This window comes from Ancylobacter moscoviensis, from assembly GCF_007559435.1.
In the GTDB taxonomy this organism is placed as follows: Bacteria; Pseudomonadota; Alphaproteobacteria; order Rhizobiales; family Xanthobacteraceae; genus Ancylobacter; species Ancylobacter moscoviensis.
Genome location: NZ_VMBP01000001.1, coordinates 984,367 through 1,007,232 on the forward strand (window position 1 = coordinate 984,367; position 22,866 = coordinate 1,007,232).

Consider the following 22,866-nt stretch of genomic DNA (forward strand, 5'->3'; position numbering starts at 1 on the left):
TCACGTCATCGGGCCATTCTTCCAGCGGTTTGTGCGACAAGCCTCAGAGTTGGGCCGGCGCGGGGGCGGGCAGGCGCCGGTCGCGCAGGGCGAGGCCGGCGAGCACGAGGGCGAAGCCGACGGCGTGATAGGCGTGCAGCGTCTCGCCGATCAGCCCCACCGCGAAGGCCGCGCCGAACACCGGCATGAGCTGTAGGAACTGTCCCGAGCGGGTCGGCCCCAGCGTGCCGACGCCGCGCGCCCACAGCACGAAGCCGAGCGTGGGCAGGCTGCCGACATAGAGCACCAGCGGCGCCATGCTGCCGGCCCGTCCGGCGCCCGCGCCGAGGGTGGCGATTTCCCACAGCGCCACCGGCGCCAGCGCCACGAGGCCGAAGGGAATGCTCACCGTCAGCGCGGCGGCCGGTGAGAGGCCGGAGGGAAAGCGCTTGAGCAGCACGGCATAGAGCGCGAAGGCGGCGATGCCGCAGAACAGCAGGACGTCGCCGCCGTTGAGGTCGAGGCGGGCCAGCGTGCCGAGATCGCCGCGCAGCACGATCAGCCCGACGCCGGCGGTGGAGACGGCGAGCGCCAGGCGCGAGCGGGCGCTGGTACGCTCCCGCAGCAGCAGCCAGCCGAACAGCCCGACGAGGATGGGCGCCGCCGCGCCGATGATCGAGCCGTTGACCAGGCTGGTATGGGCGAGCCCGGCATAGATCAGCACGGTGAAGACCGCGATGTTGAGCACGCCGCAGGCCAGCCAGAACGGCCAGCGGCGCATCACCTCGTCGCGACGGGCGAGGATCTCGCGGCCGGTGAAGGGCAGCAGCAGCGCCAGCGCCAGCAGCCAGCGCGCCGCCGAGAAGGTGGCGGGAGGCAGCACGTCGGCGGCGAGGCGCCCGGCAAGGAAGTTGCCGGACCACAGCAGCGCAGCGCCGGCCAGCGCGAGTGCGGCGAGATTGGCGGGGGTGGAGAGGGCGACCGGGCGCAGGCTGCCGGCCGTGCGGGAAACCAGCGGAGTCAACGTGTCTGCCACGAATGCCATGACGCGCCTCCTGACGTTCCGGGAGCGAAGCGGGGGATCGAAGGACCGATATAGGTCAGTGTAGTTGACCTAGTTCGGCATGTCCTTGCTTTCTCGGGGGCGGTCGGCGGGGCGCTCCGGCAGATTCTGCCGCTCAGAGGCGCTTTTTCGGGCGACCGGTATCGCCGCCTATCTTTTCGGCAGTCGAATCGGGCGCGGCGGGCAGGGCGCGCAGGTGGTCGAGCGGCAGGCGGCCGCTCTCCTTCACCCGCTTGAGCGCCAGCGAGGAACGCACGCCGCGCACGCCCGGCAGGCCCATCAATATGTCATGGGCGAAATGGGCGAAGCCGTCGAGGTCCTCGCAGACCACATGCAGCAGGTAGTCGCTGTCGCCGGTGACGCTGTAGCAGGCGATGACCTGCGGCAGCGCCAGCACCGCCGCCTCGAACTCGCGCGCGGCCTCCTCCACCTGCCGTTCCAGATGCACCTGGATGAAGGCGAGAACGCCGAGGCCGAGCCGGCCGGCGTCCAGCCGCGCCTGATAGGAGGCGATCAACCCCTCCTCCTCCAGCCGCCGGGTGCGGCGCAGGCAGGGCGAGGGGGAGAGGCCGATGCGTTCGGAAAGCTCGGCATTGGTGAGGCGTCCGTCCTCCTGCAGCTCCCGCAGGATGCGCAGATCGAACATGTCGAGCGTCGGGGTACGCATGTTCTGTCTCCAGGGAACGGATTCACGGCAGGATCGGGCCGATACGGCCAATGTGGCGGCAGAAGACGCGCGACGGCAATTGGCCTTTCGGTCACCTCGGTGGCACCGGTGTAGCGTGGGGAAGCCGCAACATCTCGTGGATCGGGGGCGGCCGACCACTTGAACTTGTGGTTGTCCGGCGGCACGCTAGGGGCATGAAATTCACCCGGCTGCGTCTCACCGGCTTCAAGACCTTCGTCGAGCCGACGGAAATGCTGATCGAGCCCGGCCTCACCGGCGTCGTGGGCCCGAATGGCTGCGGCAAGTCGAACCTCGTCGAGGCGATGCGCTGGGTGATGGGCGAGAGCTCCTACAAGGCGATGCGCGCCGAGGGCATGGACGACGTCATCTTCGGCGGCTCCACCACCCGTCCGGCCCGCAACACCGCTGAGGTCGTGCTCACGGTCGACAATGTCGACCGCTCCGCGCCAGCCGTGTTCAACGACGCCGACCTCCTGGAGATTTCCCGCCGCATCGAGCGCGAGGCCGGCTCCTCCTATCGTATCAACGGGCGCGAGGTGCGCGCGCGCGACGTGCAGATCCTGTTCGCCGACGCCTCCTCCGGCTCGCGCTCGCCCTCCATGGTGCGGCAGGGCCAGATCGGCGAGATCGTCGGCGCCAAGCCGATCGCCCGCCGCCGCCTGCTGGAGGAGGCGGCCGGCGTCGCCGGTCTCCACGCCCGCCGGCACGAGGCGGAGATGCGGCTGCGCGCCGCCGAGACCAATCTCACGCGCCTGGAGGACGTGATCGGCCAGATCACCGGCCAGCTCGACGCGCTGCGCCGCCAGTCGCGGCAGGCCTCGCGCTACCGCGTGCTGTCGGGCGATATCCGCAAGGCCGAGGCGGCCCTGCTCTGGTTGCGCTGGATGGAGGCGACGGGCGGCCTGAGCGAGGCGAGCCGGGCGCTCGACCTCGCCGTGCGCGAGGTCGCCGCCCGCACCACGGCGCAGGGCGAGGCGGCGCGTGCGGCGGCGGTGGCGGCGCACGGCCTGCCGGCGCTGCGCGAGGCGGATGCTTCGGCCGCGGCGGCGCTGCAGCGCCTGACGCTGGCACGCGGCGAGCTCGACCGCGAGGAGGCCCGCGCCGGTGCCCGGCGGGACGAGCTCGACCGCCGGCTGGCGCAACTCGGTGGCGACATGGAGCGCGAGCGCGCCCTCGCCGCCGATGCCGGCCAGATGCTCGCCCGCCTTGCCGAGGAGGCCGAGGAGCTGGCGATTGCGCAGGAGCAGGCCGCCGAGCTCGAGGACGAGGCCCTCGCCGCCCGCGAGGAAGCCGCCGCGCGGCTTTCCGAATCCGAGCGCGACTTCGCCGAGGCGACCGCCGCAAATGCCGAGCGTGCTGCCCGCCGCGGGGCGCTGGAGCGCGCGCTGCGCGAGGCCGGCGAGCGCCTGACGCGGCTGGAGCGCGAGGCCGGGACGCTGGCCGCCCAGCAGCGCCAGCTGGAGGCGAATGTCGGCGCCGCCCGGCTCGACGAGCGGCGCGACGCAGCGGAAGCCGCGCAGGACGCCTTTGCCGGCGCCGAGATGGCGGCGCATGAGGCGGAGGAGGCTCACATCGCCGCGCGCGCGGCGCTGGATCATGCCCGCCGCCCGCTCGCCGAGGCGGAGCGCGCCGCGCAGCGTCTCGACACCGAGGCGCGCACTCTCGCCAAGCTGCTCGACGTCGGCACGCCGCGCCAGTGGCCGCCGGTGCTCGACGCGATACGGGTGGCGCGCGGCTATGAGACGGCGCTCGGCGCGGCGCTGGGCGACGATCTCGACGTGCCCGCCGACATCGCCGCGCCGGTGCACTGGTCCGCTACCGATGCGACGGGCGACGCCCCGCTGCCGCCCGGCGCCGAGGCGCTGGCCAACCATGTCGAGGCCCCGGCGGTGCTGGCGCGGCGCCTCGCGCAGATCGGCGTGGTGGAACGTGTGGACGGCCCGCGTCTGGCGCCCGGTCTCAAGCCCGGCCAGCGGCTCGTCTCGCGCGAGGGCGACCTGTGGCGCTGGGACGGGCTGGTGGCCGCCGCCGATGCGCCGACCGCCGCCGCCCGCCGCCTCGCCGAGCGCAACCGGCTGGCCGACATCGAGGCGGAACTTCACGAGGCCCGCGCCGAGGTGGCGCGTCACCGTGCCGCGCTGGAGGTGGCGGAGAGCGCGCTGCGCGCCGCCGGGGCCCGCGAGAACGCCGCCCGCGAGGCGCGCCGCGCCGCGCTGCGGGCGATGGAGACCGCGCGTGACGATCTCGCCCGTGCCGAGCGTGCCGCCGCCGAGGAAGCCGCGCGTCTGGCCGCTCTCGGTGCCAATCTCGCCCGGCTTCAGGACGAGCGCGAGAATGCCGCCATCGCGCTGGAGGAAGCCCGTGCCGCCGTCGAGGCGCAGCCGCCCGCCGCCGAGGGCGAGGCGCGGCTGGCCGAGATCCGCGCCCGCGTCGCGCAGGATCGCGCGGTGCTGGCGGAAACCCGCGCCCGCGCCGAGGCGCTGGTGCGCGAGCGCGAGCAGCGCGCCCGCCGCCTCTCCGCCATCGCTTCCGAGCGCGCCTCGTGGGAGGCCCGTGCCGGCGGCACCGGCGAGCGCGTGGCCGCGCTGGAGGCGCGCGTCGCCGAGGCCGCCGCCGAGCGCGAGGAACTGGAGGATGCGCCGGCGCGTTTCGCCGCCCGCCGCCGCGCCCTGCTCGACGAGACCTCCAGGGCGGAGGCCGCCCGACGCGAGGCCGCCGACCGGCTGGCGGGCGCCGAGGCCGGGCAGGCCGAATCCGACAAGGCCGCGCGTGCCGCGCTCGACGCCCTCGCTTCCGCCCGCGAGGAGAGCGCCCGCGCCGAGGCCCGGGTGGAAGCCGCCCGCCAGCGCCGCGAGGATCTGGTGCGGGAGGTCGGCGAGGTGCTCGACGGGCCGCCGGAAAGCGCCCGGGAGATCGCCGGCTTCACCGAGGATTCGCAGCTTCCGATGCTCGCCGAGCTGGAGGGGGAACTCGTCCGCCTCAAGGCCGACCGCGAGCGGCTCGGCGCGGTGAATCTGCGCGCCGAGGAGGAGCTGGTGGAGATCGAGACCCAGCAGCAGGGCCTCGCCGCCGAGCGCGACGATCTCACCGAGGCGATCAAGCGCCTGCGTCAGGGCATCTACAGCCTCAACCGCGAGGCGCGCGAGCGCCTGCAGGCGAGCTTCAACGTGGTGGACGGCCATTTCCGCCAGCTCTTCACCACCCTGTTCGGCGGCGGCGAGGCGCAGCTCGTGCTGACCGATTCGGACGACCCGCTGGAGGCCGGCCTCGACATCGTCGCCAAGCCGCCGGGCAAGAAGCCGCAGTCGCTGTCCCTGCTTTCGGGCGGCGAGCAGGCGCTGACCGCCATGGCGCTGATCTTCGCCGTGTTCCTCACCAATCCCGCGCCGATCTGCGTGCTCGACGAGGTGGACGCTCCGCTCGACGACGCCAATGTCGAGCGTTTCTGCAACCTGCTGGACGAGATGCGGCGCCTCACCGAGACGCGCTTCGTCACCATCACCCACAACCCGATCACCATGAGCCGGATGAACCGCCTGTTCGGCGTGACCATGGCCGAGCGCGGGGTGTCGAAGCTGGTCTCGGTCGACCTCGCCACCGCCGAGAGCTGGCGCGAGGCGAGCTGAGAGGGCGAGGGCGTCCGCGTGGCGGGCCCGCGCGGTCTTCCGGTGCGGCCTCCCGCCACGTCCTTCCCGGGCATTCGCCGTATTTGACGCGGACCGCGGCCATGCCAGAACCGCAAGGACGGCTTCCCCTGGTGCGAAAGCGCGTCCGGAGCCCTGCGACAGAGCGTCCACCCGTCCGAATTTGCATGTCATTACAATGACTTAAAAGATGTGTTCACATCCTTGACACCCCATGGAGCGAACACTATGGTGCGCCCGGCTTCGGGGTGGGGAAATCCTTCTCCGGTCAGGCTTGAGCGTGGATCATGGGCGACCGAGACAAGACGGACGGCCAGGGTGACTCGGGTAGGCCGGATCTCTCCGACGCCGAACTCACCGGCCGGCTGCGCGGGCTGGGCAGTGCCCTCGACAAGGTGCACGCCGAGCGCAAGGTCGAAGAGGCGAGGTCCGCGGTGCCGGACCGGACCTCGGCGTCGGCGGGCATGACGCTGGCTTTCCGGCTGGGGAGCGAGTTCGTCGCCGGAGTTCTGGTCGGGGCCGGCCTCGGCTGGGGTTTCGACTACCTCGTCGGCACGTCGCCGTGGGGAATGATCGTGTTTCTGCTGCTCGGCTTCGGGGCGAGCGTGATGAACATGATGCGCGCCGCCGGGGAAACCGGCCGCAAGACGCCGCCGAAGGGCGGGGCGTAAGGGGTTTGTCGGCGCCGGCCTCGCGGCGGGTGTCGAAGCAGATGGGCAGTGCCGCCATAGGCGGCGCACGAGATGGGGACGGGCGCTTCACGGCGCCGCGTGTTGAGGGCAGCGACCGGCGATGGCCAGCGGCAGCGTGATCGATCCGATCCATCAGTTCCAGATCATCAAGATCGTGGATCTGGGGAAGCCCGGCGGCATCGAGCTCGCCTTCACCAATTCCGCCGCCTTCATGTTCGGCATCGTGGCGCTGGTGTTCTTCTTCCTCACCTTCGCCACGCGCGGCCGCACCCTGGTGCCCGGCCGCCTTCAGTCGCTGGCGGAGATCTCCTACGAGTTCGTCGCCTCGACGGTGCGCTCGACCGCCGGCAACGAGGGAATGAAGTTCTTCCCGCTGGTGTTCTCGCTGTTCATCTTCGTGCTGGTGGCCAACTTCGTCGGCATGGTTCCCTATGCCTTCACCGTCACCAGCCACATCATCGTCACCGCCGCGCTGGCGCTGGTGGTGATCGGCACCGTGATCATCTACGGCTTCGCCCGCCACGGCACCCATTTCCTGCACCTCTTCGTGCCGTCGGGTGTGCCGGCCTTCCTGCTTCCCTTCATGGTCGTGATCGAGGTCATCTCCTTCCTCTCGCGGCCCATCAGCCTCTCGCTGCGTCTGTTCGCCAACATGCTGGCCGGCCACATCGCCATGAAGGTGTTCGCCGGCTTCATCGTGATGATGACCGCGACCGGCGTCGCCGGGTGGTTCGGCGCGGTGCTGCCGCTCGCCATGGTGATCGCGCTCACCGCGCTCGAATTCCTGGTCGCCGCCCTGCAGGCCTACGTCTTCGCGGTGCTGACCTGCATCTATCTCAACGACGCTCTGCATCCGGGTCACTGATCGGCGCGTCGCGGGACCTCATCCAGCCATCAACCAATCTTGCGAATTCAATAGGAGAAGATCATGGAAGCGGAAGCCGCCAAGTTCCTCGGCGCCGGTCTCGCCTGCCTCGGCATGGGTCTCGCCGGCATCGGCGTCGGTAACATCTTCGGCAACTTCCTCTCGGGCGCCCTGCGCAACCCGTCGGCCGCCGACGGCCAGTTCGCCCGCGCCTTCATCGGCGCGGCGCTCGCGGAAGGTCTGGGCATCTTCTCGCTCGTCGTCGCGCTCGTTCTGCTCTTCGTGGTCTGACGCCTTGAACGGCTTCGGGCGCGCCTTCCCGGCGCGCCCGTTGTCGCGTTGAACCGACGTCCGCATCGATCGAGGAAGCCTGAACCATGCCCGAGACCCAGGGTCCGGCCGGTATCATCGTCATCGCCCAGGCGGAAACGCCGGCGGCGCCCGGCACCCTGCCGGCCGTAAGCGGTGTGGAGATCGCAGTGCCGCCAGCGGAAGCTCATGGCGGGGGCTTCCCGCCCTTCGACGCGCATACTTTCCCCTCGCAGCTCATCTGGCTGGCGATCGCCTTCGGCGCTCTCTACCTGCTGATGAGCCGCGTCGCGCTGCCGCGCATCGCCAACATCCTCGAGGAGCGTCACGACCGCGTGGCCGACGATCTCGAGGAGGCCGCCAAGCTCAAGGCGGAGAGCGAGGCCGCCGCGCAGGCCTATGAGCAGGCGCTCGGCAGCGCCCGCAACAAGGCACATGGCATCGCCACCGAGACGCGCGACAAGCTCGCCGCGGAGAGCGACGCCGGCCGCAAGTCGCTGGAGGCGGAACTCGCCGCCAAGCTCGCGGCCGCCGAGGCGCAGATCGCCTCGACCAAGAACGCCGCCATGGCCAATGTCCGCGGCATCGCGGTCGACACGGCCAGCGCCATCGTCGATACGCTGATCGGCGCCGCGCCGGCCGCCAAGTCGGTCGAAGAGGCGGTCGACACCGCCATCAAGGGCTGAGGAGCGCACCATGGGTAGCGATACTTTCTGGGTCGCCGTCGCCTTCGTCATCTTCATCGGGATTCTCGCCAAGTACGGCGCGTTCTCCGGCATCACCGCCAAGCTCGACGCCCGCGGCGAGCGCATCCGGCAGGAGCTGGAAGAGGCCCGCAAGCTGAAGGAAGAGGCGCAGAAGCTCGTCGCCGAGTACAAGCGCCGCCAGCGCGAGGCCGAGGCCGAGGCCGAGGCGATCATCACCACCGCCAAGGCGGAAGCCGAGCGTCTCGCCTCCGAGAGCAAGGCCAAGCTGGAGGACATGATCGCCCGCCGCACCAAGATGGCCGAGCAGAAGATCGCCCAGGCCGAGGCGCAGGCGCTCGCGGATGTGAAGGCCGCCGCCGCCGATGCGGCCGTGAAGGCCTCCGAGGCGCTGCTCGCCGCCCAGGTCATCGGCGACACCGCCGACCGGGTACTGAGTTCGGCGGTCGCCGAGGTGAAGTCGAAGCTCAACTGAGCCTCGTCCGGCAGACACGAATTACGGAATGCCCGGCCTCGCGCCGGGCATTCTCGTTTCGGGGTATGGGAAGTCGCGGGTGGCAGGCTCGGCCCGCCCACCCGCGACGTCGCCGGGCCGGTCCTGAAGAGAAGACGCGGATGTCCGGAACAGGTCCGGGCATGACGTTCCCTGAGCGATGCCGGGCTCCCTCTCTCCGCGCGGAGAGGGCTGGGGTGAGGGGGCTTCTATGGCTCCCCGATCGCGTCGCTCCTCACCCGCCACAACGCGGCGACCTCTGCCCAACGGGGAAAGGTGAAGTTGGCGTCATCCCGGCCCCTCGGGTCTTGCCTCCGGCAAGCCCAGGGGCAGGCTCCGCGTAGCGGAGAGCCGGGATCGCTCTCCATTCTGCCCGCGATCCCGGATCGATTCTCGGCCGTCCGGGATGACGGTATGAAGGGAAGACGGCTTGATCGGGGAACAACGTCATGGCCGGGCTTGACCCGGCCATCCACGACTTTGCTGGGGGTGGTCTGCGAGGAAGAAGACGTGGATGCCCGGAACCACGTCCGGGCATGACGTTCCTTCGAGGGACGCTGCGGCGAGGAAATCCTCAGCTCGTCCAGCGGCGCGGGCGGTAGAAGGTGTGCTCGCCGATGCGGTCGAGCTTGCGCATCTCGCGGATCCAGTTCGGCCGCACTGAGCGCGCGTGATAGTGCGTCGCGCGGCCCACCTTCTCGTCCCACACCAGCCCGTCCAGCATATCGGCGGCGATTTCCTGCGCCTGCTTCCACAGGCTGGGCTCGGTCACCACGTCGCGGATGTTGTCGCAGGCGAAGGTGAACTGGCAGGCGAAGCGGCGATTGGCGTTCTGGTAGACGGCGCGGCAGATGTCGGAGGGGTAGTAGCCGGAGAAGACGCGGTTCATCACCACCTGCGCCACCGCGACCTGCCCGCGCTTCGGTTCGCCGCGGCTTTCGAAATAGACGGCTTCGGCGAGGCATTTCTCCGCCCGGTCGCGCCGCTTGCCGGAAAGGCCGAGCCGGTCCGCCGGGCTGGGTCCGCGTGCGAGGCGGGGGGCGTCCTCGTCCCCCGGCTCGGCATCCGACTTGGCCGCCGTGGTGGTGCCGCTCTCGCCCGGAAGGGGCGCTCGCTCGCCGGGTGCCCGGTGCAGGAAGGGCTGCGGCGGCAGCGCCGCCTGATCGAGCCCGAAGATGAAGACGTTCTGGCGGTAGAGCGGCAGAGCGGGGTCGAGCTTGTAAGAGGAGCGTCCGGCCGGCTCGCCGTCCTCGCCCAGCGCGGCCAGCGCGCCGTCGCCCGGTACGGATATATCGGTCTCGCCGGCGCCGAGCCCGATGGCCGGGCCGTTGTCCTCGAGCTGGGTGGGATCGCCTGTGGGATCGCCGGCCGGCACGGAATAGAGGCCGTGTGCCTCGATGGCGGCGATGTCGGCGCCCGCCTCGTCGTCGGCATCCTCATAGGGGTCGCTACCCGCACCGGCAAAGACGTCCGTCGCGCCGGTGCCGGCGCCGGTCGTCGCCGTTCCGGTGGCGCCCGTCGCCGGGCTGGCGGTGCCGCTGCCGGCAAGGCTCGCGGGGGTGGGATCGCCCGCGCCGGCCAGCGGATCGGCCTCCAGCCGCTCGTCGGCGTCGAGGGCGAGACGGTCGGCCTTGGTGTCGCGGTTGATGTCGATGGCGAGGCTGGCCGCCGGAGGGGTGGGGATGGCCGAGCCGGAGAGCAGGGCGGAAGCCGACGGCCAGGCGAAGGTCGAGGCCTTCAGCGTGTGGAGCGGTCCGCCGAGAATGGAGATGCGCGCGCGCTCGGTGACGTCCGGCTGGCGCGCCATGCGGCCGAGAATGTCCTGGAAGCCGATGGAGGTGCTGCCGCCCGCCAGCAGGAGCAGCAGGAGCCCGCCTTTCGTCCCCCAGCTTCGAACACGCGTGGAGATCTGCATGTCGACCCGACGCCTACGCAACAACGACACAAACGTTTGGCTGCGGAGTGACCTGTCGGTGACAGGCAAGACCTCGCGCGCCCCAGCTCTATGGTTGTCGCGTATTAACCTTGCCCGAGCGTTAATGACCTACCGTCAGAGCGAGGAAAAACGCAGCGCGACGCCCTTTTACTTGACCGGGCGGCCGGCCGGAGGTGGTCAGCGGGGTGCGGCTGCGCGACGCAGGCGGTCGGCGATGGCCTCGCCGAGCCCGTGGCGCGGCAGCGGCACCACCGCGATGGCGGCGGCTCCCGCCCGGTCGAGATCGCGCAGATGGGCGAAGAGATTGGCGGCGGCCTCGACCAGATCGCCCGACGGGCTGAGGTCGCGATAGGCCACGGCCTGCTCGAAGCCCGGCGGATGCGCGCCGGCGAAGGTGAGCAGGGCCTCGCCGGGCTTCACCTCCCGCGCGCCGAGCCGCACGGGGGCGGCGGGAGCGTAATGCGAGGCGAGCATGCCCGGCGCCAGCGGCGCGGTCTCGCTGCCAGGCCCTTCCGGGGAGCGGATGGCGGGGCTCGCCAGCGGGGCGCCCAGCGCCGCCTCGATCGCCTCGCGCGGCAGGCCGCCGGGGCGCAGCATCACCGGCACGTCGCCGGTGCAGTCGAGGATGGTCGATTCCACCCCGACCGGGCAGGGCCCGGCATCGAGGATGAGGTCGATGCGCCCGTCGAGATCGGTCCGCACATGCGCGGCGCTGGTGGGGGAGACATGGCCGGAGCGGTTGGCGCTCGGCGCGGCAATGGGGCGACCGGCCGCCCGCAGCACCGCCTGCGCCACCTCATGGGCGGGCACGCGGATGGCGACGCTGGCGAGGCCGGCGCGGGCGAGCGCGCAGGTCGCGCCCTCGAAGGCCGGCACGACCAGCGTCAGCGGGCCCGGCCAGAAGCGGGCGGCCAGCAGCTCGGCCGCCGGGGTGAGAACGCCGACGCGGCGCGCCGCCTCGACATCCGGCACATGGGCGATCAGCGGGTTGAAGCTGGGCCGGCCCTTGGCGGCGTAGAGGCTGGCGACGGCGCGCGGGTCGGTGGCGTCGCAGGCGAGGCCGTAGACGGTCTCGGTGGGCAGCGCCACCAGCCCGCCGTCGGCCAACACGCGCGCGGCCTCGGCGGTGCCGGCGGGGTCCGCCGCCAGCATCCTTGTGGTGCGCGTCATGGTCTCGGCCGGATGGCTCACTTGCTTCTCCCGATCAGGCGCGTTCGGATAGGATGTCCGGCCCGGCGGGTCAACGGCGCGGGCGGGCGGGTGGCCAGCTCGGGAAAACGCCGGTGCCGCGCGCCCCCGCGCTGGCCCCCGGCTGCGGGGTGGCATATCGTCCACCAACGACTAATTAAAAACGAACGACGGAAAGACCTAGGGAACGCCATGACCACGCTGCTGATCGCGCATGACGCCTGCCTCGAACACCTCACGCCCGCCGGCCATCCCGAGCGGCCGGACCGGGTGCGGGTGCTCAACCGCGTCTTCGAGGGCGAGGCCTTCGCCACCCTCGCCCGCGAGCAGGCGCCGCTCGGCGAGCGCGAGGATATCGTGCGCGTGCATCCCGAGGATTTCGTCGCAGCGCTGGAAGAGGCGATGCCGAATGAGGGGCTGGTACGCATCGACGGCGACACGGTGTTGTCGCCCGGCACCGGCGAGGCGATCTGGCGCGGCGTCGGCGGCTCGGTGCTCGGCGTCGACGAGGTGCTGACCGGCAAGGTCGACAACGCCTTCGTCTCCATGCGCCCGCCGGGGCACCATGCCGAGACCCGCACGCCGATGGGCTTCTGCCTGTTCAACAACGTCGCCATCGCGGCCCGCCACGCGCAGAAGGTGCACGGCATCGGGCGCGTCGCCATCGTCGATTTCGACGTGCATCACGGCAACGGCACGCAGGAGATCTTCTGGTCGGACCCGAGCGTGCTCTACGCCTCGACGCACCAGATGCCGCTCTTTCCCGGCACTGGCTCGGTCGGCGAGCGCGGCACCACCGACAACGTCGTCAACGCGCCGCTGCGCTCGGGCGATGCCGGCGAGCATTTCCGCGAGGCGTTCGAGAGCCGCATCCTGCCGCGCCTCAACGCCTTCGGGCCGGAACTGCTGATCATCTCCGCCGGCTTCGACGCGCATGCGCGCGACCCGCTCGCCAACATCAACCTGCTGGAAGACGATTTCACCTGGGTCACGCGCAAGCTGATGGACGTCGCCGACAAGCATTGCGGCGGCAGGATCGTCTCGGTGCTGGAAGGCGGCTACGACCTCGAAGGGCTGGCGCGCTCCGCCTCCGCCCATGTCATGGCGTTGATGCGCGGCTGACGCCGCTCATGGCGCTGATGCGCGGCTGAGGGGTGAGACGGCGCGCTCCAGCCTGTATAAGGGGCGCGACTCATGGGAGAACGCGATGACCGATGTGGCCGACGTGAACGCGCTGAGCTTCGAGAAGGCGCTGGCCGAGCTTGAAGCCATCGTCGCCAAGCTCGAGGGCGGCAATGTCCCGCTGGAGGAGTCGATCTCGCTCTACGCCCGCGGCGAGGCGCTGAAGGCGCGCTGCGACGCGCTGCTGAAGGACGCCGAGGCGCGGGTGGAGAAGATCACCCTCGGCGCCGACGGCCGCCCGGCCGGCACCCAGCCGCTCGACGGCGAATAGCCGCCTGCGCCGCCACGCCCGCTCATGACGCCCTGCTCATGACGGTTCGCGCATGACGATACGCCTGCGCGCCCACCATCTGCTCTGCCTGCTGACCTTCATAGGCAAGGGCTACACACCCGCCTTCACCGCCAATTACCGGCGCATCGTCGCGCGGCTGAATGCCGGCGAGGCGGCGGAGCTGGTGGAGGGGCCGGACGACATCTGCGCCCCGATGCTGGGCGAGCCCGGCCACCACTGCCGCAACGCCAGTGTCCGCGAGCGAGACATGCAGGCATTGGCCGATGTCGCGGCGCTGCTCGGCCGGCCGCTGGCGTCGGGCGAGAGCTTCACGCTCGATCCCGTCCGCGTGGCGGCGCTGCGCGCGGCCTTCGCCGCCGGGGTGATCCGCACGGCCTGTCAGGGGTGCCAGTGGTCGGGCCTGTGCACGGATATCGCGGCCGGCGGGTTCACCGGCGTGCGTCTGTGCGGATGATGTCGGCCCGCCTTAGTACACGCCGGGTATGAGGCGGGCGGTGCGGGCGCTGTAGGCGCGGTATTCCTCGCCGAAGGTGTCGAGCATCATCTTCTCCTCCCGCCCGACGCGGAAGGCATAGAGGATGCCGAAGCCGACGAAGCCGGCCGGGCCGGCGATCCAGTTGGGGATCAGGATGAGCTGCGCCAGCGCCCACAGGAAGAAGGCCGAGTACATCGGGTGGCGCACATGGCGGTACACGCCCTCGGTGATCAGCTTGTGCTTGTCCTTGATCTCCAGCGTCACCGACCAGTTCTTGCCGAGGTCCTTGTGGGTGCGGCGGAACAGCCAGAGCGCGGCGGCGAAGGTGAGGGTGCCGAGGGCGAACTGCACCACCGAATAGGGGTAGTTCGCGAAGTCGAACAGCTTCGAGGTCGCCCAGAACAGCGGCACGATGCCGAGGCCGAGCGTCGAGCAGGAGAGCAGCACCAGCTCGCGCACGCGGTCGCGCACGTCGACGACGCGCTCGCGCTTCACCTTGCGCTCGAACGGGATGCGGATGACGTACCAGCCGACGGTGCCCACGGCCCAGACGATCTTGGCGGCGACGAGAAGGTTCATGAAGCGTCCGTGGGTTGCTCGACCGGGGGTTCGGGCACGAGGGAGCCGTCCGGCGCGAAGCGGACCATGGGCCCTTCCGGCCGCGAGGTGATCTCGGCGAAGGGCAGCGGGCCGAGGATGAACATGAAGTAGTCGTAGGGAGCCCGCCGCTCATTGGCGAGCAGGAACTGGTAGTGCAGGCGCATCGCCTTCCAGCGCAGCCGGTGCAGCTTCTCCGGCGACAGCATCTCCTTGAGATTGGCGTTGCGTAGCTGCGGCTCGCGCGGCTCCGGCGCCTCGAAGGCGGTGGGCTGGAGCGTGACCGGGTGGAACTTGTAGAAATTGATGCTGTCGTGCCGCGCCTGGTACTCCGCCCAGCGCAGCTCGGGCAGCGCGGAGATGCGCTCGGCCTGCCGGCGCACCTTGGCGCCCCGCGCGTGCAAGGCGAGCTTGGGAATGGTCGCGCCGCAGGTCAGCAGGCCGATGCGCGTGCGTCCGGCGGCGAAAGCGGGATCGCGGTCGAGCGCCCGGTCGAGCACGCCGAGGATCAGCGTCGCGCCGAGGCTGTGGCCGACGAGCAGGATCTCGTCATGCGCGCCGGAGCGGGCCTCTTCCAGCAGCACCTCGGCGAAGCGGTCGAGCCGCGCGTCGAGCTCGGGCGTGTCGTCGTGCAGGTAATCCCGCGCGAGGTCCCAGTCGTCGAGCGCCTGATGGAGGCGCCAGTCGCGCCCGGGCCGGTGGAACAGCCCGAAGAAGACGCCGACGCCGACCGCGAGGCCGAGCGCCCAGGCGAGGACCGACGGCAGGATATGCCCCGCCGCCCAGCCGGCCCCCCAGCCGGCGAGCCCCCCCGCGACCGCGAACAGCCCGACGATGACATAGGGAAAGAAGAAGAACAGGCCGTAGCGCGGGCTGGCGCGGAAATAGCCGCGCGCCGCGCCGCCGCGCAGGAAATCCCACAGCCCGCCGAAACCCTGCCACAGCCGCACCGGGTCGGGCCGCTCGTCGAGCTCGACCACGATGTCCTCCCAGCGCAGCAGGCGATAGTCGGTGTGGGTCGCCCAGTTGGCGCCGAGGCTGTCGACCTCCCAGCGGGCATAGGGCTGGCGGTCGTCGTCGAGGCGGCCCGTCACCTTCGTGCCGACGGACCAGAGATCGCCGAACAGCTTGGCCTGATAGGCGAAGCGGGCGTGGTGGTAGTTCATGTCGGTCGGGTCGTGACCGGGAAAGAACATCACCAGCCGCCGCCAGGCCGGCCCGGCGGCCGTGCGGTTTTCCTCTTGGCTTTCCTCGGTCACGATGGTCGGCGCCAGATTCATGCTGGCGTTTCTAATGGAAGCCGCGCCGGGAGGCCAATCCTCGTGCAGGCGGGGGCGCGGGTCTCCACATTCTGTTGCGCCGGGCATCACATTGGCGCGCGGGGAACGGGCTTTCGTTGCACCGCCTGCGACCTTTGTGTATGCCGTTGAACTTCGCCCCGGGCACGATCGTTGCACAGGAGCAGGGTGCACCTGATCGCGTTGCGCATGATCGTCGCTTCCGGCGAATGAGTTTTCGGAGCCGTTCTTGACCCGCCCCTCGACGCCGCTACTCGACACGATCCGCGAGCCTGCCGATCTGCGTCGGTTGCCCGAGGACCAGCTTCCCCAGCTCGCCGCGGAATTGCGCGAGGAGATGATCGACGCGGTGTCCGTCACCGGCGGCCATCTCGGCGCCGGGCTCGGCGTGGTCGAGCTGACCGTGGCCCTGCACCATGTCTTCGATACGCCGAACGACCGGCTGATCTGGGACGTCGGGCACCAGTGCTACCCGCACAAGATTCTCACCGGCCGGCGCGAGCGCATCCGCACGCTGCGCCAGGGCGGCGGGCTGTCCGGCTTCACCAACCGCGCCGAGAGCGCGTACGACCCCTTCGGCGCCGGCCACTCCTCCACCTCCATCTCGGCCGGGCTCGGCATGGCGGTGGCGCGCGACCTCGCCGGCACCCAGCGCAACGTGGTCTGCGTCATCGGCGACGGCGCCATGTCCGCCGGCATGGCCTATGAGGCGATGAACAATGCCGGGGCGATGGATTCCCGCCTCATCGTCATCCTCAACGACAACGACATGTCGATCGCCCCGCCGGTGGGCGCCATGTCGGCCTATCTCGCCCGGCTGATCTCCGGCCCGACCTACCGCACGCTGCGCGAGAGCGCCAAGCAGCTCACCCGCGCCTTGCCGCGCTTCCTCGGCAAGAAGGCGGCGCAGGCGGAGGAGTTCGCGCGCGGCTTCTGGACCGGCGGCACGCTGTTCGAGGAGCTCGGCTTCTACTATGTCGGGCCGATCGACGGGCACAATCTCGACCACCTGCTGCCCGTGCTGCGCAATGTGCGCGACGCGCCGACCGGCCCGGTGCTGGTGCATGTCGTCACCCAGAAGGGCAAGGGCTATCCGCCGGCGGAAGCCTCGGCCGACAAATATCACGGCGTGCAGCGCTTCGACGTCGCCACCGGCACGCAGAAGAAGGCCGCCTCCAACGCGCCGAGCTACACCAGCGTCTTCGCCGAGAGCCTGATCGACGAGGCGCGGCGGGACGAGCGCATCGTCGCCATCAACGCCGCCATGCCGGCGGGCACCGGGCTCGACCTGTTCGGTCAGGTCTTCCCCGCGCGCACCTTTGACGTCGGCATCGCCGAGCAGCACGCCGTGACCTTCGCGGCGGGCCTCGCAACGGAAGGCTTCAAGCCGTTCTGCGCGATCTACTCGACCTTCCTGCAGCGCGCCTACGACCAGATCGTCCATGACGTGGCGATCCAGCGCCTGCCGGTGCGCTTCGCCATCGACCGCGCGGGACTGGTGGGCGCGGACGGCGCCACCCATGTCGGCGCCTTCGACGTGCCGATGCTCGCCACATTGCCGGGCATGGTGGTGATGGCCGCCGCCGACGAGGCCGAGCTGGTGCACATGGTGGCGACCGCCGCCGCCTATGACGAGGGCCCCATCGCCTTCCGCTATCCGCGCGGCGAGGGCGTCGGCGTCGAACGGCCCGAGCGCGGCGTGCCGCTGGAGATCGGGCGCGGGCGCATCGTGCGCGAGGGTTCGAAGATCGCGCTGCTGTCGCTCGGCACCCGGCTCGCCCCCTGCCTTGTCGCCGCCGAGCAGCTGGCCGGCTTCGGCCTGTCGACCACGGTCGCCGATGCGCGCTTCGCCAAACCGATCGACCGCGAGCTGGTGCTGCGGCTGGCGCGCGAGCACGAGGTGCTGGTGGTGGTCGAGGAAGGCGCGGTCGGCGGCTTCGGCAGCCATGTGCTGACGCTGCTCGCCGAGGCCGGCGCGCTCGACCGGGGGCTGAAGGTGCGCGTGCTGGCGCTGCCCGACCGCTTCATCGAGCAGGACGCGCCGTCCGCCCAGCTGAGCGAGGCGGGCCTCGACGTCGAGGGCATCGTACGCGGGGTGTTCGGCGCGCTGGGGCGCGAGGAAGACGCCGCTCTCGCCCTGCGCCGCGGCTGAGCCGCCGGACGCGGCGATGAAGGCCGACCGTTCGAAATCCGCGGCGGGGCCGTCCGGCGCCCGCGAGCGCCCCGCCCGCGAGCGTGCCGACCGCGTGCTGGTCGAGCGCGGGCTGTTCGACAGCCGCGCGCGGGCGCAGGCCGCCATCGCCGCCGGTCTGGTGACGGCGGACGGGCGACGGGTCGCCAAGCCCTCCGAGACGATTTCCACCGAGGCGGTGATCGAGGCGCGCGAAGCCTATGAATGGGTCTCCCGCGCCGGCCTCAAGCTGGAAGCCGCGCTCGACGCGGCGGGTCTTTCCGTGGCCGGGCTGGAGGCGCTCGACGTGGGGTCGTCCACCGGCGGCTTCACGCAGGTGCTGCTGGCGCGCGGCGCTGCGCGGGTGCATGCGGTCGATGTCGGGCGCGACCAGCTCCATGCGCGGCTGCGCGCCGATCCGCGCGTCGTCTCGCGCGAGGCGACGGACATCCGCGACGTTGCGCCCGGCGAGGTGCCGCCGGCCGGCATCGTCACCATCGACGTGTCCTTCATCTCGCTGGATCAGGTGCTGCCGGCCGCGCTCGCCCATGCGGCGCCGGGCGCGCATCTGGTGGCGCTGGTGAAGCCGCAGTTCGAGGTCGGCCGCGACCGGCTCTCAAAGGGGGGCATCGTGAAGGACGCCGCCGCGCGGGAAGAGGCGGCCGGGCGCGTCGCGGGGCTGCTCGCAGCACGGGGCTGGCGGGTGACGCACCGGCTCGTCTCGCCCATTCTCGGCGGCGACGGCAATGAGGAGAGCCTGATCGTGGCGACGCGGGCGGAGTAGGGCCGCCCGCGTCGTATTCGCCGTCGCTCCCGCGCCGCTCAGGCGGCGTGGCGCGTGTGGCCGCTGGCGACTAGCGCGCCGGCGACCTTCTCCGAGACGTAGCCGAAGGCGCCGCCGACGATCATCGACAGGATGATGGTCACCAGCGGATTGCCGACGCTCGCGGCGGTGAGGCTGGCCAGCCCGTCGGTGGCCAGCAGCGCGTAGCCGGCCGTGGCGGCGAAGCCGTAGACCAGCGCCGGAATGGCGGCGAAGGCCGGTATGTTGGCGAGCAGGATCATCACCAGCACGCCGACGCCGACGCAGATGCCGGCCCAGAGCGGCAGGCCGAGGCTTTCGCCGAGGCCGCCGCGACTGACCGCGAGCAGCGTCAGCCATGCCATGACGGCGCCGGCGATGTTGGCCATGACGGTGGCCTTCAGTCCGGCTTCCTTGCCGCCGCAGTGGAAGAAGCAGGCCCAGGCGATGAACGCGGCCCAGATCTGCAGGCCCCCGGCCAGAGGGCCGAGGAAGAGCCAGGTGGCGACGCCCCCCAGGACGCCGACACTGATTGCAAGTGCCGAGATAAGCGACATCCATTTCCCCTTTGCGTGTGCTGCGCAACTTATTATTATGTGCGCTTGCTAAGTAAATGAGGCTGACTATTTTAAGAATCGGAATCAGCCGCGGGAACGATACAGCAATTCGATGTGGGAATCAGGTTTCCTTCAGAAGGTAGATGAATTGAACGGAAGAAATATTTCGACAATACATAATATTGCATGGCGCATGGCAGGAGCGTGCCGCCGATGAGCGCGACGCTGCTCACCATCGACCATCTCGGCCATCGCGGCGACGGCATTGCCGAGACGCCGCAGGGGCCGGTCTATGTGCCGCTGACGCTGGCCGGCGAAGTGGTGGAGGCCGAGCGCCAGAACGACCGTGGGCGGCTCGTGGAGGTGGTGACGCCGAGCCCGGAGCGGATCGAGCCGGTCTGCCGGCATTTCGGCGTCTGCGGCGGCTGCGCGCTTCAGCACTGGGCCGCCGCGCCCTATCAGGTCTGGAAGCGCGAGCTGGTCGTGGACGCGCTTGCGCGCGTCGGGCTCGCGCCGCCGGTCGCTCCGCTCGTGCCCGCCCATGGCGAGGGGCGGCGGCGCGCGGTGTTCCATGCGCGCGGCACCGGCGGCAATGCGCCGAAGGGGCGCGACCTGCTCGCCGTGGGCTATGCGGGGCGCCGCAGCCACGCCATCGTCGCCATCGACGCCTGCCCGATCCTCGCGCCCGGCCTCGACGGCGCGCTCAAGGCGTCCTGGGCGGTGGCGCAGGTGCTGGCGCCGCTCGCCAAGCCGCTCGACATTCAGGTGACGGCGACCGAGACCGGCCTCGACATGGACGTGCGCGGCAGCGGTCCCCTGAAGCCGGACCGCATCGCCGCGCTGGCCGAGGTCGCCGGCCAGCACCGTCTCGCCCGACTCACCCGGCACGGCGAACTGGTGCTGCAGCGCGAGCCGCCGCTCGTCACCATGGGCCGCGCCCGCGTCGTGCTGCCGCCGGGCTCCTTCCTGCAGGCGACGGCGGCGGGTGAGGCGGCCCTGGCGGCGCTGGTGACGGAGGCGCTGTCCGGCGCCGGCCGGATCGCCGACCTGTTCTCGGGCGTCGGCACCTTCGGGCTGCGCCTCGCCGAGCGGGCGCGGGTCGCGGCTTACGAATCCTCCGCTCCCGCGGTCGAAGCGCTCCTCAAGGCGACGCGCGGCGTGGCCGGGCTGAAGCCGGTGACGGCGGAGGTGCGCGACCTGTTCCGCCGCCCGCTGCTGGCGCAGGAGATGAAGGGCCTCGACGCGGCGGTGTTCGATCCGCCGCGGCAGGGCGCGGAGGCGCAGGCGCGCCAGCTCGCCGCCAGCGCCGTGCCGCTGGTGGTCGGCGTCTCCTGCGATCCCGTCACCTTCGCCCGCGACGCCGCGATCCTGACCGAGGGCGGCTACCGGCTGGAGCATGTGACGCCGGTCGACCAGTTCCTCTATTCCGCCCATGTGGAGCTGGTCGGTGTGTTCCGGCGCTAGGGTTCAGTTCCCCCAGCGCTCCATCCACATGCGCTCGCCGACCGCGCAGGAGACGCGGGCGGCGTCGGCGGCGCGGTGGACGAGCTGCGGTTTGGGCGGCACCACGCCGGCGATCTCCAGCACCAGCTTGGTCTTGATGGCGTCGGCGAATTCATGTGGGCCGCGCACCGGGATGACGAAGGCGCCGGGGCCGCCGATCACGCAGTCCTCGTAATAGATGTCGAGCTGGTCGATATCGAGCATCGAGCCCGCCGCTTCCTTCAGCATCAAGGGCAGGCCGTTGATGGTGATGCCGCGCCCGACCACGTCGTCGCGGGTGGCGTCGACCAGCGGACCCTGGTTGTTGGTGCCGTCGCCGGAAATGTCGATGACGCGGCGCAGGCCCCTGATCGCGTTGTGCTCGATCAGCCCAGCGCTGAACTCCATCGCCCCGGAGATCGAGGTGCGATAGACGCGGCGCAGCGGCGCGCCGCCGATCGCCCGGGCGAAGGCTTCCGCGTCCTTCGGGCCGCTGATGAAGGTCCAGTCGACCACCAGCTTCTGCTCCTCGACGCCCGCCCATTCGACATAGGCGATGGCGACGCGGCCATTGGGGCCGAGCTTCAGCGCGTTGAGGAACTCGGGGGAGGTGACGGCCTTCATGTAGCCCTCGCGCTGGAGCGCGAGCTCGTCGAGGTCCATCGAGTAGGAAACGTCGACCGCCAGCACCAGCTCGACGTCGACCTGATCGTCGGCCCAGGCACGTCCACCCGCCGGCACCGCCAACAGCAACGCGGCCAGCGCCAGCCACACACGCACACACGACATCGCGACCTCCGTCGGTGACGGGACCTCGAGTCCTTATCGATCAGGTGAAAATCACCTGATCGATAAGGAGGTGCTCTCGGTTCAAAGATCCGAAGCATGCTTGGCGAAGCATGCTCTCGACGTGTCAGAGACGCGTCACATTCATGGTGACACGGCCGGCGGGGGGCCTGAAGTCGAAATTGCGGGCAGGTGCGCCCACGCAATGCCATTCGCGTGAGCGGATTTCCTCAAGGGAAGGGGCTGGGAAGATGCCGGCAAGGGGGCCGGCAAGGTGCCGGATCAGACGTCCAGCGTCTCGGTGCCGGTGATCTCGATGCCGAAGCCGGCGACGCCGACATAGGTGCGCGCGCGGGAGGCGAGCAGGCGGATCGAGGAGATGCCGAGGTCGCGCAGGATCTGCGCGCCGAGGCCGACCTCGCGCCAGTTCTGGTCGCGCAGCTTGGCGCTCTCGATCTTCTCCTCGTCGCCGACGGTGGAGGCCGGAACGCCCGTGGTGCCGTCGCGCAGATAGACCAGCACGCCGCGCCCTTCCGCCTTGATGCGCTCCAGCGAGGCGCGGATCGCCTTGCCGCCGGTGAACACGTCGGCGATCGGGTCGGCGCGGTGCAGGCGCACCAGCACGTCGCGCCCGTCGCCGATCTTCCCGTGCACCAGCGCGATGTGGTTCACCGGCTCGAAGGGCGTGACATAGGAGATGCCGTGCATCTCGCCGACCACGGTGGGGGCGGCGAATTCGGCGGTGCGGCTGACCAGCTTCTCGCGCAGCTGGCGGTAGGCGATGAGGTCGGCCACCGAGATGCGGGTGAGCTTGTGGGTGCTCGCGAACTCGGCGACCCGCGGGCCGCGCATCACCGTGCCGTCGTCGTTGACAAGCTCGCAGATGACGCCGACCGGCTCCATGTTGGCGAGCTTGCAGAGGTCGACGGCCGCCTCGGTGTGGCCCGAGCGCATGAGCACGCCGCCTTCCTTGGCGATCAGCGGGAAGATGTGGCCGGGGCGGACGAAATCGGCGGCGCCGGCATTGGGATTGGCGAGCGCCCGCACGGTGGCGGTGCGGTCCTCGGCCGAGATGCCGGTGGTGGTGCCGTGGCGATAGTCCACCGAGATGGTGAAGGCGGTCGAATGCGGGGCGTCGTTGTCCGTCACCATCGGGTTGAGCCGCAGCCGCTTGGCGTGCTCGGCACTGAGCGGGGTGCAGACGATGCCGGAGGTGTGGCGCACGATGAAGGCGAGCTTCTCGGGCGTCGCGTGGCTGGCGGCGAGGATGAGGTCGCCCTCGTTCTCGCGGTCGTCGTCGTCGGTGACGACCAGCATCTCGCCGCGGGCGAAGGCTTCGATGGCCTCTTCGACGCGGGCCTGCAGATTGTCGCTCATGAATGCCACCTCCACGCTATCGAGCCCGAGAAAGTCGTTCGGCGTCACCGCGCCGCCGGTGGCGGCCGCGATGCGCGCGCCCGCTTCCCGGGAGACCCAGGCCGTTTCGTCCTTGCACAGCGCGGTGATGCTGGCGGGCGACAGGCCGGCGGCGCGCGCGAAGGCGCTGCGCGTCGTGCCGGTCGTGGCGAGCCAGTCCGCGAGTTTCATGACGGGACGATAGGACGAGGTTTATTCAGTGGCAATGAAATTCGTCGCGCATTTCAGCAATACTGAAAATGCGACGG

At 70.8% G+C, this 22,866-nt stretch carries 21 protein-coding genes; 12 read left to right on the forward strand and 9 right to left on the reverse strand.

Annotated elements, in window-relative coordinates:
• Positions 1-43: 43 nt before the first annotated feature.
• Complete coding sequence (locus FO470_RS04585) at positions 44-1,024, reverse strand: DMT family transporter (protein WP_144341698.1); 981 nt, start codon at positions 1,022-1,024, stop codon at positions 44-46.
• Between the two features lie 133 nt (positions 1,025-1,157).
• Complete coding sequence (locus FO470_RS04590) at positions 1,158-1,709, reverse strand: Lrp/AsnC family transcriptional regulator (RefSeq protein ID WP_144341699.1); 552 nt, start codon at positions 1,707-1,709, stop codon at positions 1,158-1,160.
• A gap of 194 nt (positions 1,710-1,903) precedes the next feature.
• On the opposite strand from FO470_RS04590, the gene smc reads away from it, so the two are divergent.
• From smc to FO470_RS04620, 6 genes are all read left to right on the forward strand, one after another.
• On the forward strand, positions 1,904-5,356 hold the full coding sequence (gene smc / locus FO470_RS04595) for a chromosome segregation protein SMC (RefSeq protein ID WP_144341700.1): 3,453 nt from the start codon (positions 1,904-1,906) through the stop codon (positions 5,354-5,356).
• Between the two features lie 305 nt (positions 5,357-5,661).
• Complete coding sequence (locus tag FO470_RS04600; protein WP_186291830.1) at positions 5,662-6,045, forward strand: AtpZ/AtpI family protein; 384 nt, start codon at positions 5,662-5,664, stop codon at positions 6,043-6,045.
• A gap of 136 nt (positions 6,046-6,181) precedes the next feature.
• Positions 6,182-6,931 carry a F0F1 ATP synthase subunit A gene (locus FO470_RS04605; protein ID WP_186291862.1) on the forward strand — a complete coding sequence of 250 codons (750 nt, stop codon included), beginning with the start codon at positions 6,182-6,184 and terminating at the stop codon, positions 6,929-6,931.
• 63 nt (positions 6,932-6,994) lie between these two features.
• Positions 6,995-7,222, forward strand: coding sequence for a F0F1 ATP synthase subunit C (locus FO470_RS04610; protein WP_029350478.1), 228 nt, complete (start codon positions 6,995-6,997; stop codon positions 7,220-7,222).
• Positions 7,223-7,308: 86 nt separating this feature from the next.
• Positions 7,309-7,926, forward strand: a complete 618-nt coding sequence (locus tag FO470_RS04615) for a F0F1 ATP synthase subunit B (RefSeq protein ID WP_144341703.1) — start codon at positions 7,309-7,311, stop codon at positions 7,924-7,926.
• A 10-nt stretch (positions 7,927-7,936) separates the two neighbouring features.
• Positions 7,937-8,419 (forward strand): F0F1 ATP synthase subunit B family protein, encoded by a 483-nt coding sequence (locus FO470_RS04620; protein ID WP_144341704.1) that lies wholly within the window; start codon positions 7,937-7,939, stop codon positions 8,417-8,419.
• A 592-nt stretch (positions 8,420-9,011) separates the two neighbouring features.
• Here the strand turns inward: FO470_RS04620 and FO470_RS04625 are convergent.
• Positions 9,012-10,352, reverse strand: coding sequence for a cell wall hydrolase (locus FO470_RS04625; protein ID WP_144341705.1), 1,341 nt, complete (start codon positions 10,350-10,352; stop codon positions 9,012-9,014).
• A gap of 198 nt (positions 10,353-10,550) precedes the next feature.
• Entirely contained in the window at positions 10,551-11,543 is a 993-nt protein-coding gene (locus tag FO470_RS04630) for an L-threonylcarbamoyladenylate synthase (RefSeq protein WP_418655041.1), read from the reverse strand.
• Between the two features lie 210 nt (positions 11,544-11,753).
• On the opposite strand from FO470_RS04630, the gene FO470_RS04635 reads away from it, so the two are divergent.
• From FO470_RS04635 to FO470_RS04645, 3 genes are all read left to right on the forward strand, one after another.
• The gene (locus tag FO470_RS04635) at positions 11,754-12,683 is read left to right on the forward strand and encodes a histone deacetylase family protein (protein WP_144341706.1); all 930 of its coding nucleotides are present in this window, start codon (positions 11,754-11,756) and stop codon (positions 12,681-12,683) included.
• An 85-nt stretch (positions 12,684-12,768) separates the two neighbouring features.
• Positions 12,769-13,014, forward strand: a complete 246-nt coding sequence (locus FO470_RS04640; RefSeq protein ID WP_144341707.1) for an exodeoxyribonuclease VII small subunit — start codon at positions 12,769-12,771, stop codon at positions 13,012-13,014.
• 52 nt (positions 13,015-13,066) lie between these two features.
• Positions 13,067-13,489: a DUF1284 domain-containing protein gene (locus FO470_RS04645; protein ID WP_144341708.1), complete on the forward strand. Its 423-nt coding sequence runs from the start codon at positions 13,067-13,069 to the stop codon at positions 13,487-13,489.
• Positions 13,490-13,501: 12 nt separating this feature from the next.
• On the opposite strand, the gene FO470_RS04650 is transcribed toward FO470_RS04645, so the two are convergent.
• Both FO470_RS04650 and FO470_RS04655 read right to left on the reverse strand, forming a co-directional pair.
• Positions 13,502-14,089, reverse strand: a complete 588-nt coding sequence (locus tag FO470_RS04650; protein WP_144341709.1) for a protein-S-isoprenylcysteine O-methyltransferase — start codon at positions 14,087-14,089, stop codon at positions 13,502-13,504.
• On the reverse strand, positions 14,086-15,387 hold the full coding sequence (locus tag FO470_RS04655) for an RBBP9/YdeN family alpha/beta hydrolase (RefSeq protein WP_144341710.1): 1,302 nt from the start codon (positions 15,385-15,387) through the stop codon (positions 14,086-14,088). Before FO470_RS04655 ends, FO470_RS04650 begins: the two co-directional genes overlap by 4 nt.
• 247 nt (positions 15,388-15,634) lie before the next feature.
• Between FO470_RS04655 and dxs the strand changes: the two genes are divergently transcribed.
• Both dxs and FO470_RS04665 read left to right on the forward strand, forming a co-directional pair.
• Positions 15,635-17,557: a 1-deoxy-D-xylulose-5-phosphate synthase gene (dxs, locus tag FO470_RS04660; RefSeq protein WP_144341711.1), complete on the forward strand. Its 1,923-nt coding sequence runs from the start codon at positions 15,635-15,637 to the stop codon at positions 17,555-17,557.
• 16 nt (positions 17,558-17,573) lie between these two features.
• Positions 17,574-18,359 (forward strand): TlyA family RNA methyltransferase, encoded by a 786-nt coding sequence (locus FO470_RS04665; RefSeq protein ID WP_144341712.1) that lies wholly within the window; start codon positions 17,574-17,576, stop codon positions 18,357-18,359.
• Between the two features lie 38 nt (positions 18,360-18,397).
• On the opposite strand, the gene FO470_RS04670 is transcribed toward FO470_RS04665, so the two are convergent.
• Positions 18,398-18,934 (reverse strand): DUF1097 domain-containing protein, encoded by a 537-nt coding sequence (locus tag FO470_RS04670; protein ID WP_144341713.1) that lies wholly within the window; start codon positions 18,932-18,934, stop codon positions 18,398-18,400.
• 213 nt (positions 18,935-19,147) lie between these two features.
• Here FO470_RS04670 and FO470_RS04675 point away from each other — a divergent pair, with 213 nt between their 5' ends.
• Positions 19,148-20,398 carry a class I SAM-dependent RNA methyltransferase gene (locus tag FO470_RS04675; protein ID WP_144341714.1) on the forward strand — a complete coding sequence of 417 codons (1,251 nt, stop codon included), beginning with the start codon at positions 19,148-19,150 and terminating at the stop codon, positions 20,396-20,398.
• A gap of 3 nt (positions 20,399-20,401) precedes the next feature.
• Here FO470_RS04675 and FO470_RS04680 read toward each other — a convergent pair whose 3' ends face one another.
• Entirely contained in the window at positions 20,402-21,205 is an 804-nt protein-coding gene (locus FO470_RS04680) for a DUF1194 domain-containing protein (RefSeq protein WP_144341715.1), read from the reverse strand.
• A gap of 279 nt (positions 21,206-21,484) precedes the next feature.
• Positions 21,485-22,789: a 3,4-dihydroxy-2-butanone-4-phosphate synthase gene (ribB, locus tag FO470_RS04685; protein ID WP_144341716.1), complete on the reverse strand. Its 1,305-nt coding sequence runs from the start codon at positions 22,787-22,789 to the stop codon at positions 21,485-21,487.
• Positions 22,790-22,866 lie beyond the last annotated feature (77 nt).

Excerpts from the sequence above, each read along its gene's own strand:
- FO470_RS04680 (WP_144341715.1), bottom strand. The coding sequence starts at position 21,205 with ATGTCGTGTGTGCGTGTGTGGCTGGCGCTGGCCGCGTTGCTGTTGGCG.
- FO470_RS04625 (WP_144341705.1), bottom strand. The coding sequence starts at position 10,352 with ATGCAGATCTCCACGCGTGTTCGAAGCTGGGGGACGAAAGGCGGGCTC.
- smc (WP_144341700.1), top strand. The coding sequence starts at position 1,904 with ATGAAATTCACCCGGCTGCGTCTCACCGGCTTCAAGACCTTCGTCGAG.
- FO470_RS04670 (WP_144341713.1), bottom strand. The coding sequence starts at position 18,934 with ATGTCGCTTATCTCGGCACTTGCAATCAGTGTCGGCGTCCTGGGGGGC.
- FO470_RS04610 (WP_029350478.1), top strand. The coding sequence starts at position 6,995 with ATGGAAGCGGAAGCCGCCAAGTTCCTCGGCGCCGGTCTCGCCTGCCTC.
- FO470_RS04600 (WP_186291830.1), top strand. The coding sequence starts at position 5,662 with ATGGGCGACCGAGACAAGACGGACGGCCAGGGTGACTCGGGTAGGCCG.
- FO470_RS04615 (WP_144341703.1), top strand. The coding sequence starts at position 7,309 with ATGCCCGAGACCCAGGGTCCGGCCGGTATCATCGTCATCGCCCAGGCG.
- FO470_RS04630 (WP_418655041.1), bottom strand. The coding sequence starts at position 11,543 with ATGACGCGCACCACAAGGATGCTGGCGGCGGACCCCGCCGGCACCGCC.
- ribB (WP_144341716.1), bottom strand. The coding sequence starts at position 22,789 with ATGAAACTCGCGGACTGGCTCGCCACGACCGGCACGACGCGCAGCGCC.
- FO470_RS04640 (WP_144341707.1), top strand. The coding sequence starts at position 12,769 with ATGACCGATGTGGCCGACGTGAACGCGCTGAGCTTCGAGAAGGCGCTG.
- FO470_RS04675 (WP_144341714.1), top strand. The coding sequence starts at position 19,148 with ATGAGCGCGACGCTGCTCACCATCGACCATCTCGGCCATCGCGGCGAC.
- FO470_RS04590 (WP_144341699.1), bottom strand. The coding sequence starts at position 1,709 with ATGCGTACCCCGACGCTCGACATGTTCGATCTGCGCATCCTGCGGGAG.
- FO470_RS04620 (WP_144341704.1), top strand. The coding sequence starts at position 7,937 with ATGGGTAGCGATACTTTCTGGGTCGCCGTCGCCTTCGTCATCTTCATC.
- FO470_RS04665 (WP_144341712.1), top strand. The coding sequence starts at position 17,574 with ATGAAGGCCGACCGTTCGAAATCCGCGGCGGGGCCGTCCGGCGCCCGC.
- FO470_RS04585 (WP_144341698.1), bottom strand. The coding sequence starts at position 1,024 with ATGGCATTCGTGGCAGACACGTTGACTCCGCTGGTTTCCCGCACGGCC.
- FO470_RS04650 (WP_144341709.1), bottom strand. The coding sequence starts at position 14,089 with ATGAACCTTCTCGTCGCCGCCAAGATCGTCTGGGCCGTGGGCACCGTC.
- FO470_RS04655 (WP_144341710.1), bottom strand. The coding sequence starts at position 15,387 with ATGAATCTGGCGCCGACCATCGTGACCGAGGAAAGCCAAGAGGAAAAC.
- FO470_RS04645 (WP_144341708.1), top strand. The coding sequence starts at position 13,067 with ATGACGATACGCCTGCGCGCCCACCATCTGCTCTGCCTGCTGACCTTC.
- FO470_RS04635 (WP_144341706.1), top strand. The coding sequence starts at position 11,754 with ATGACCACGCTGCTGATCGCGCATGACGCCTGCCTCGAACACCTCACG.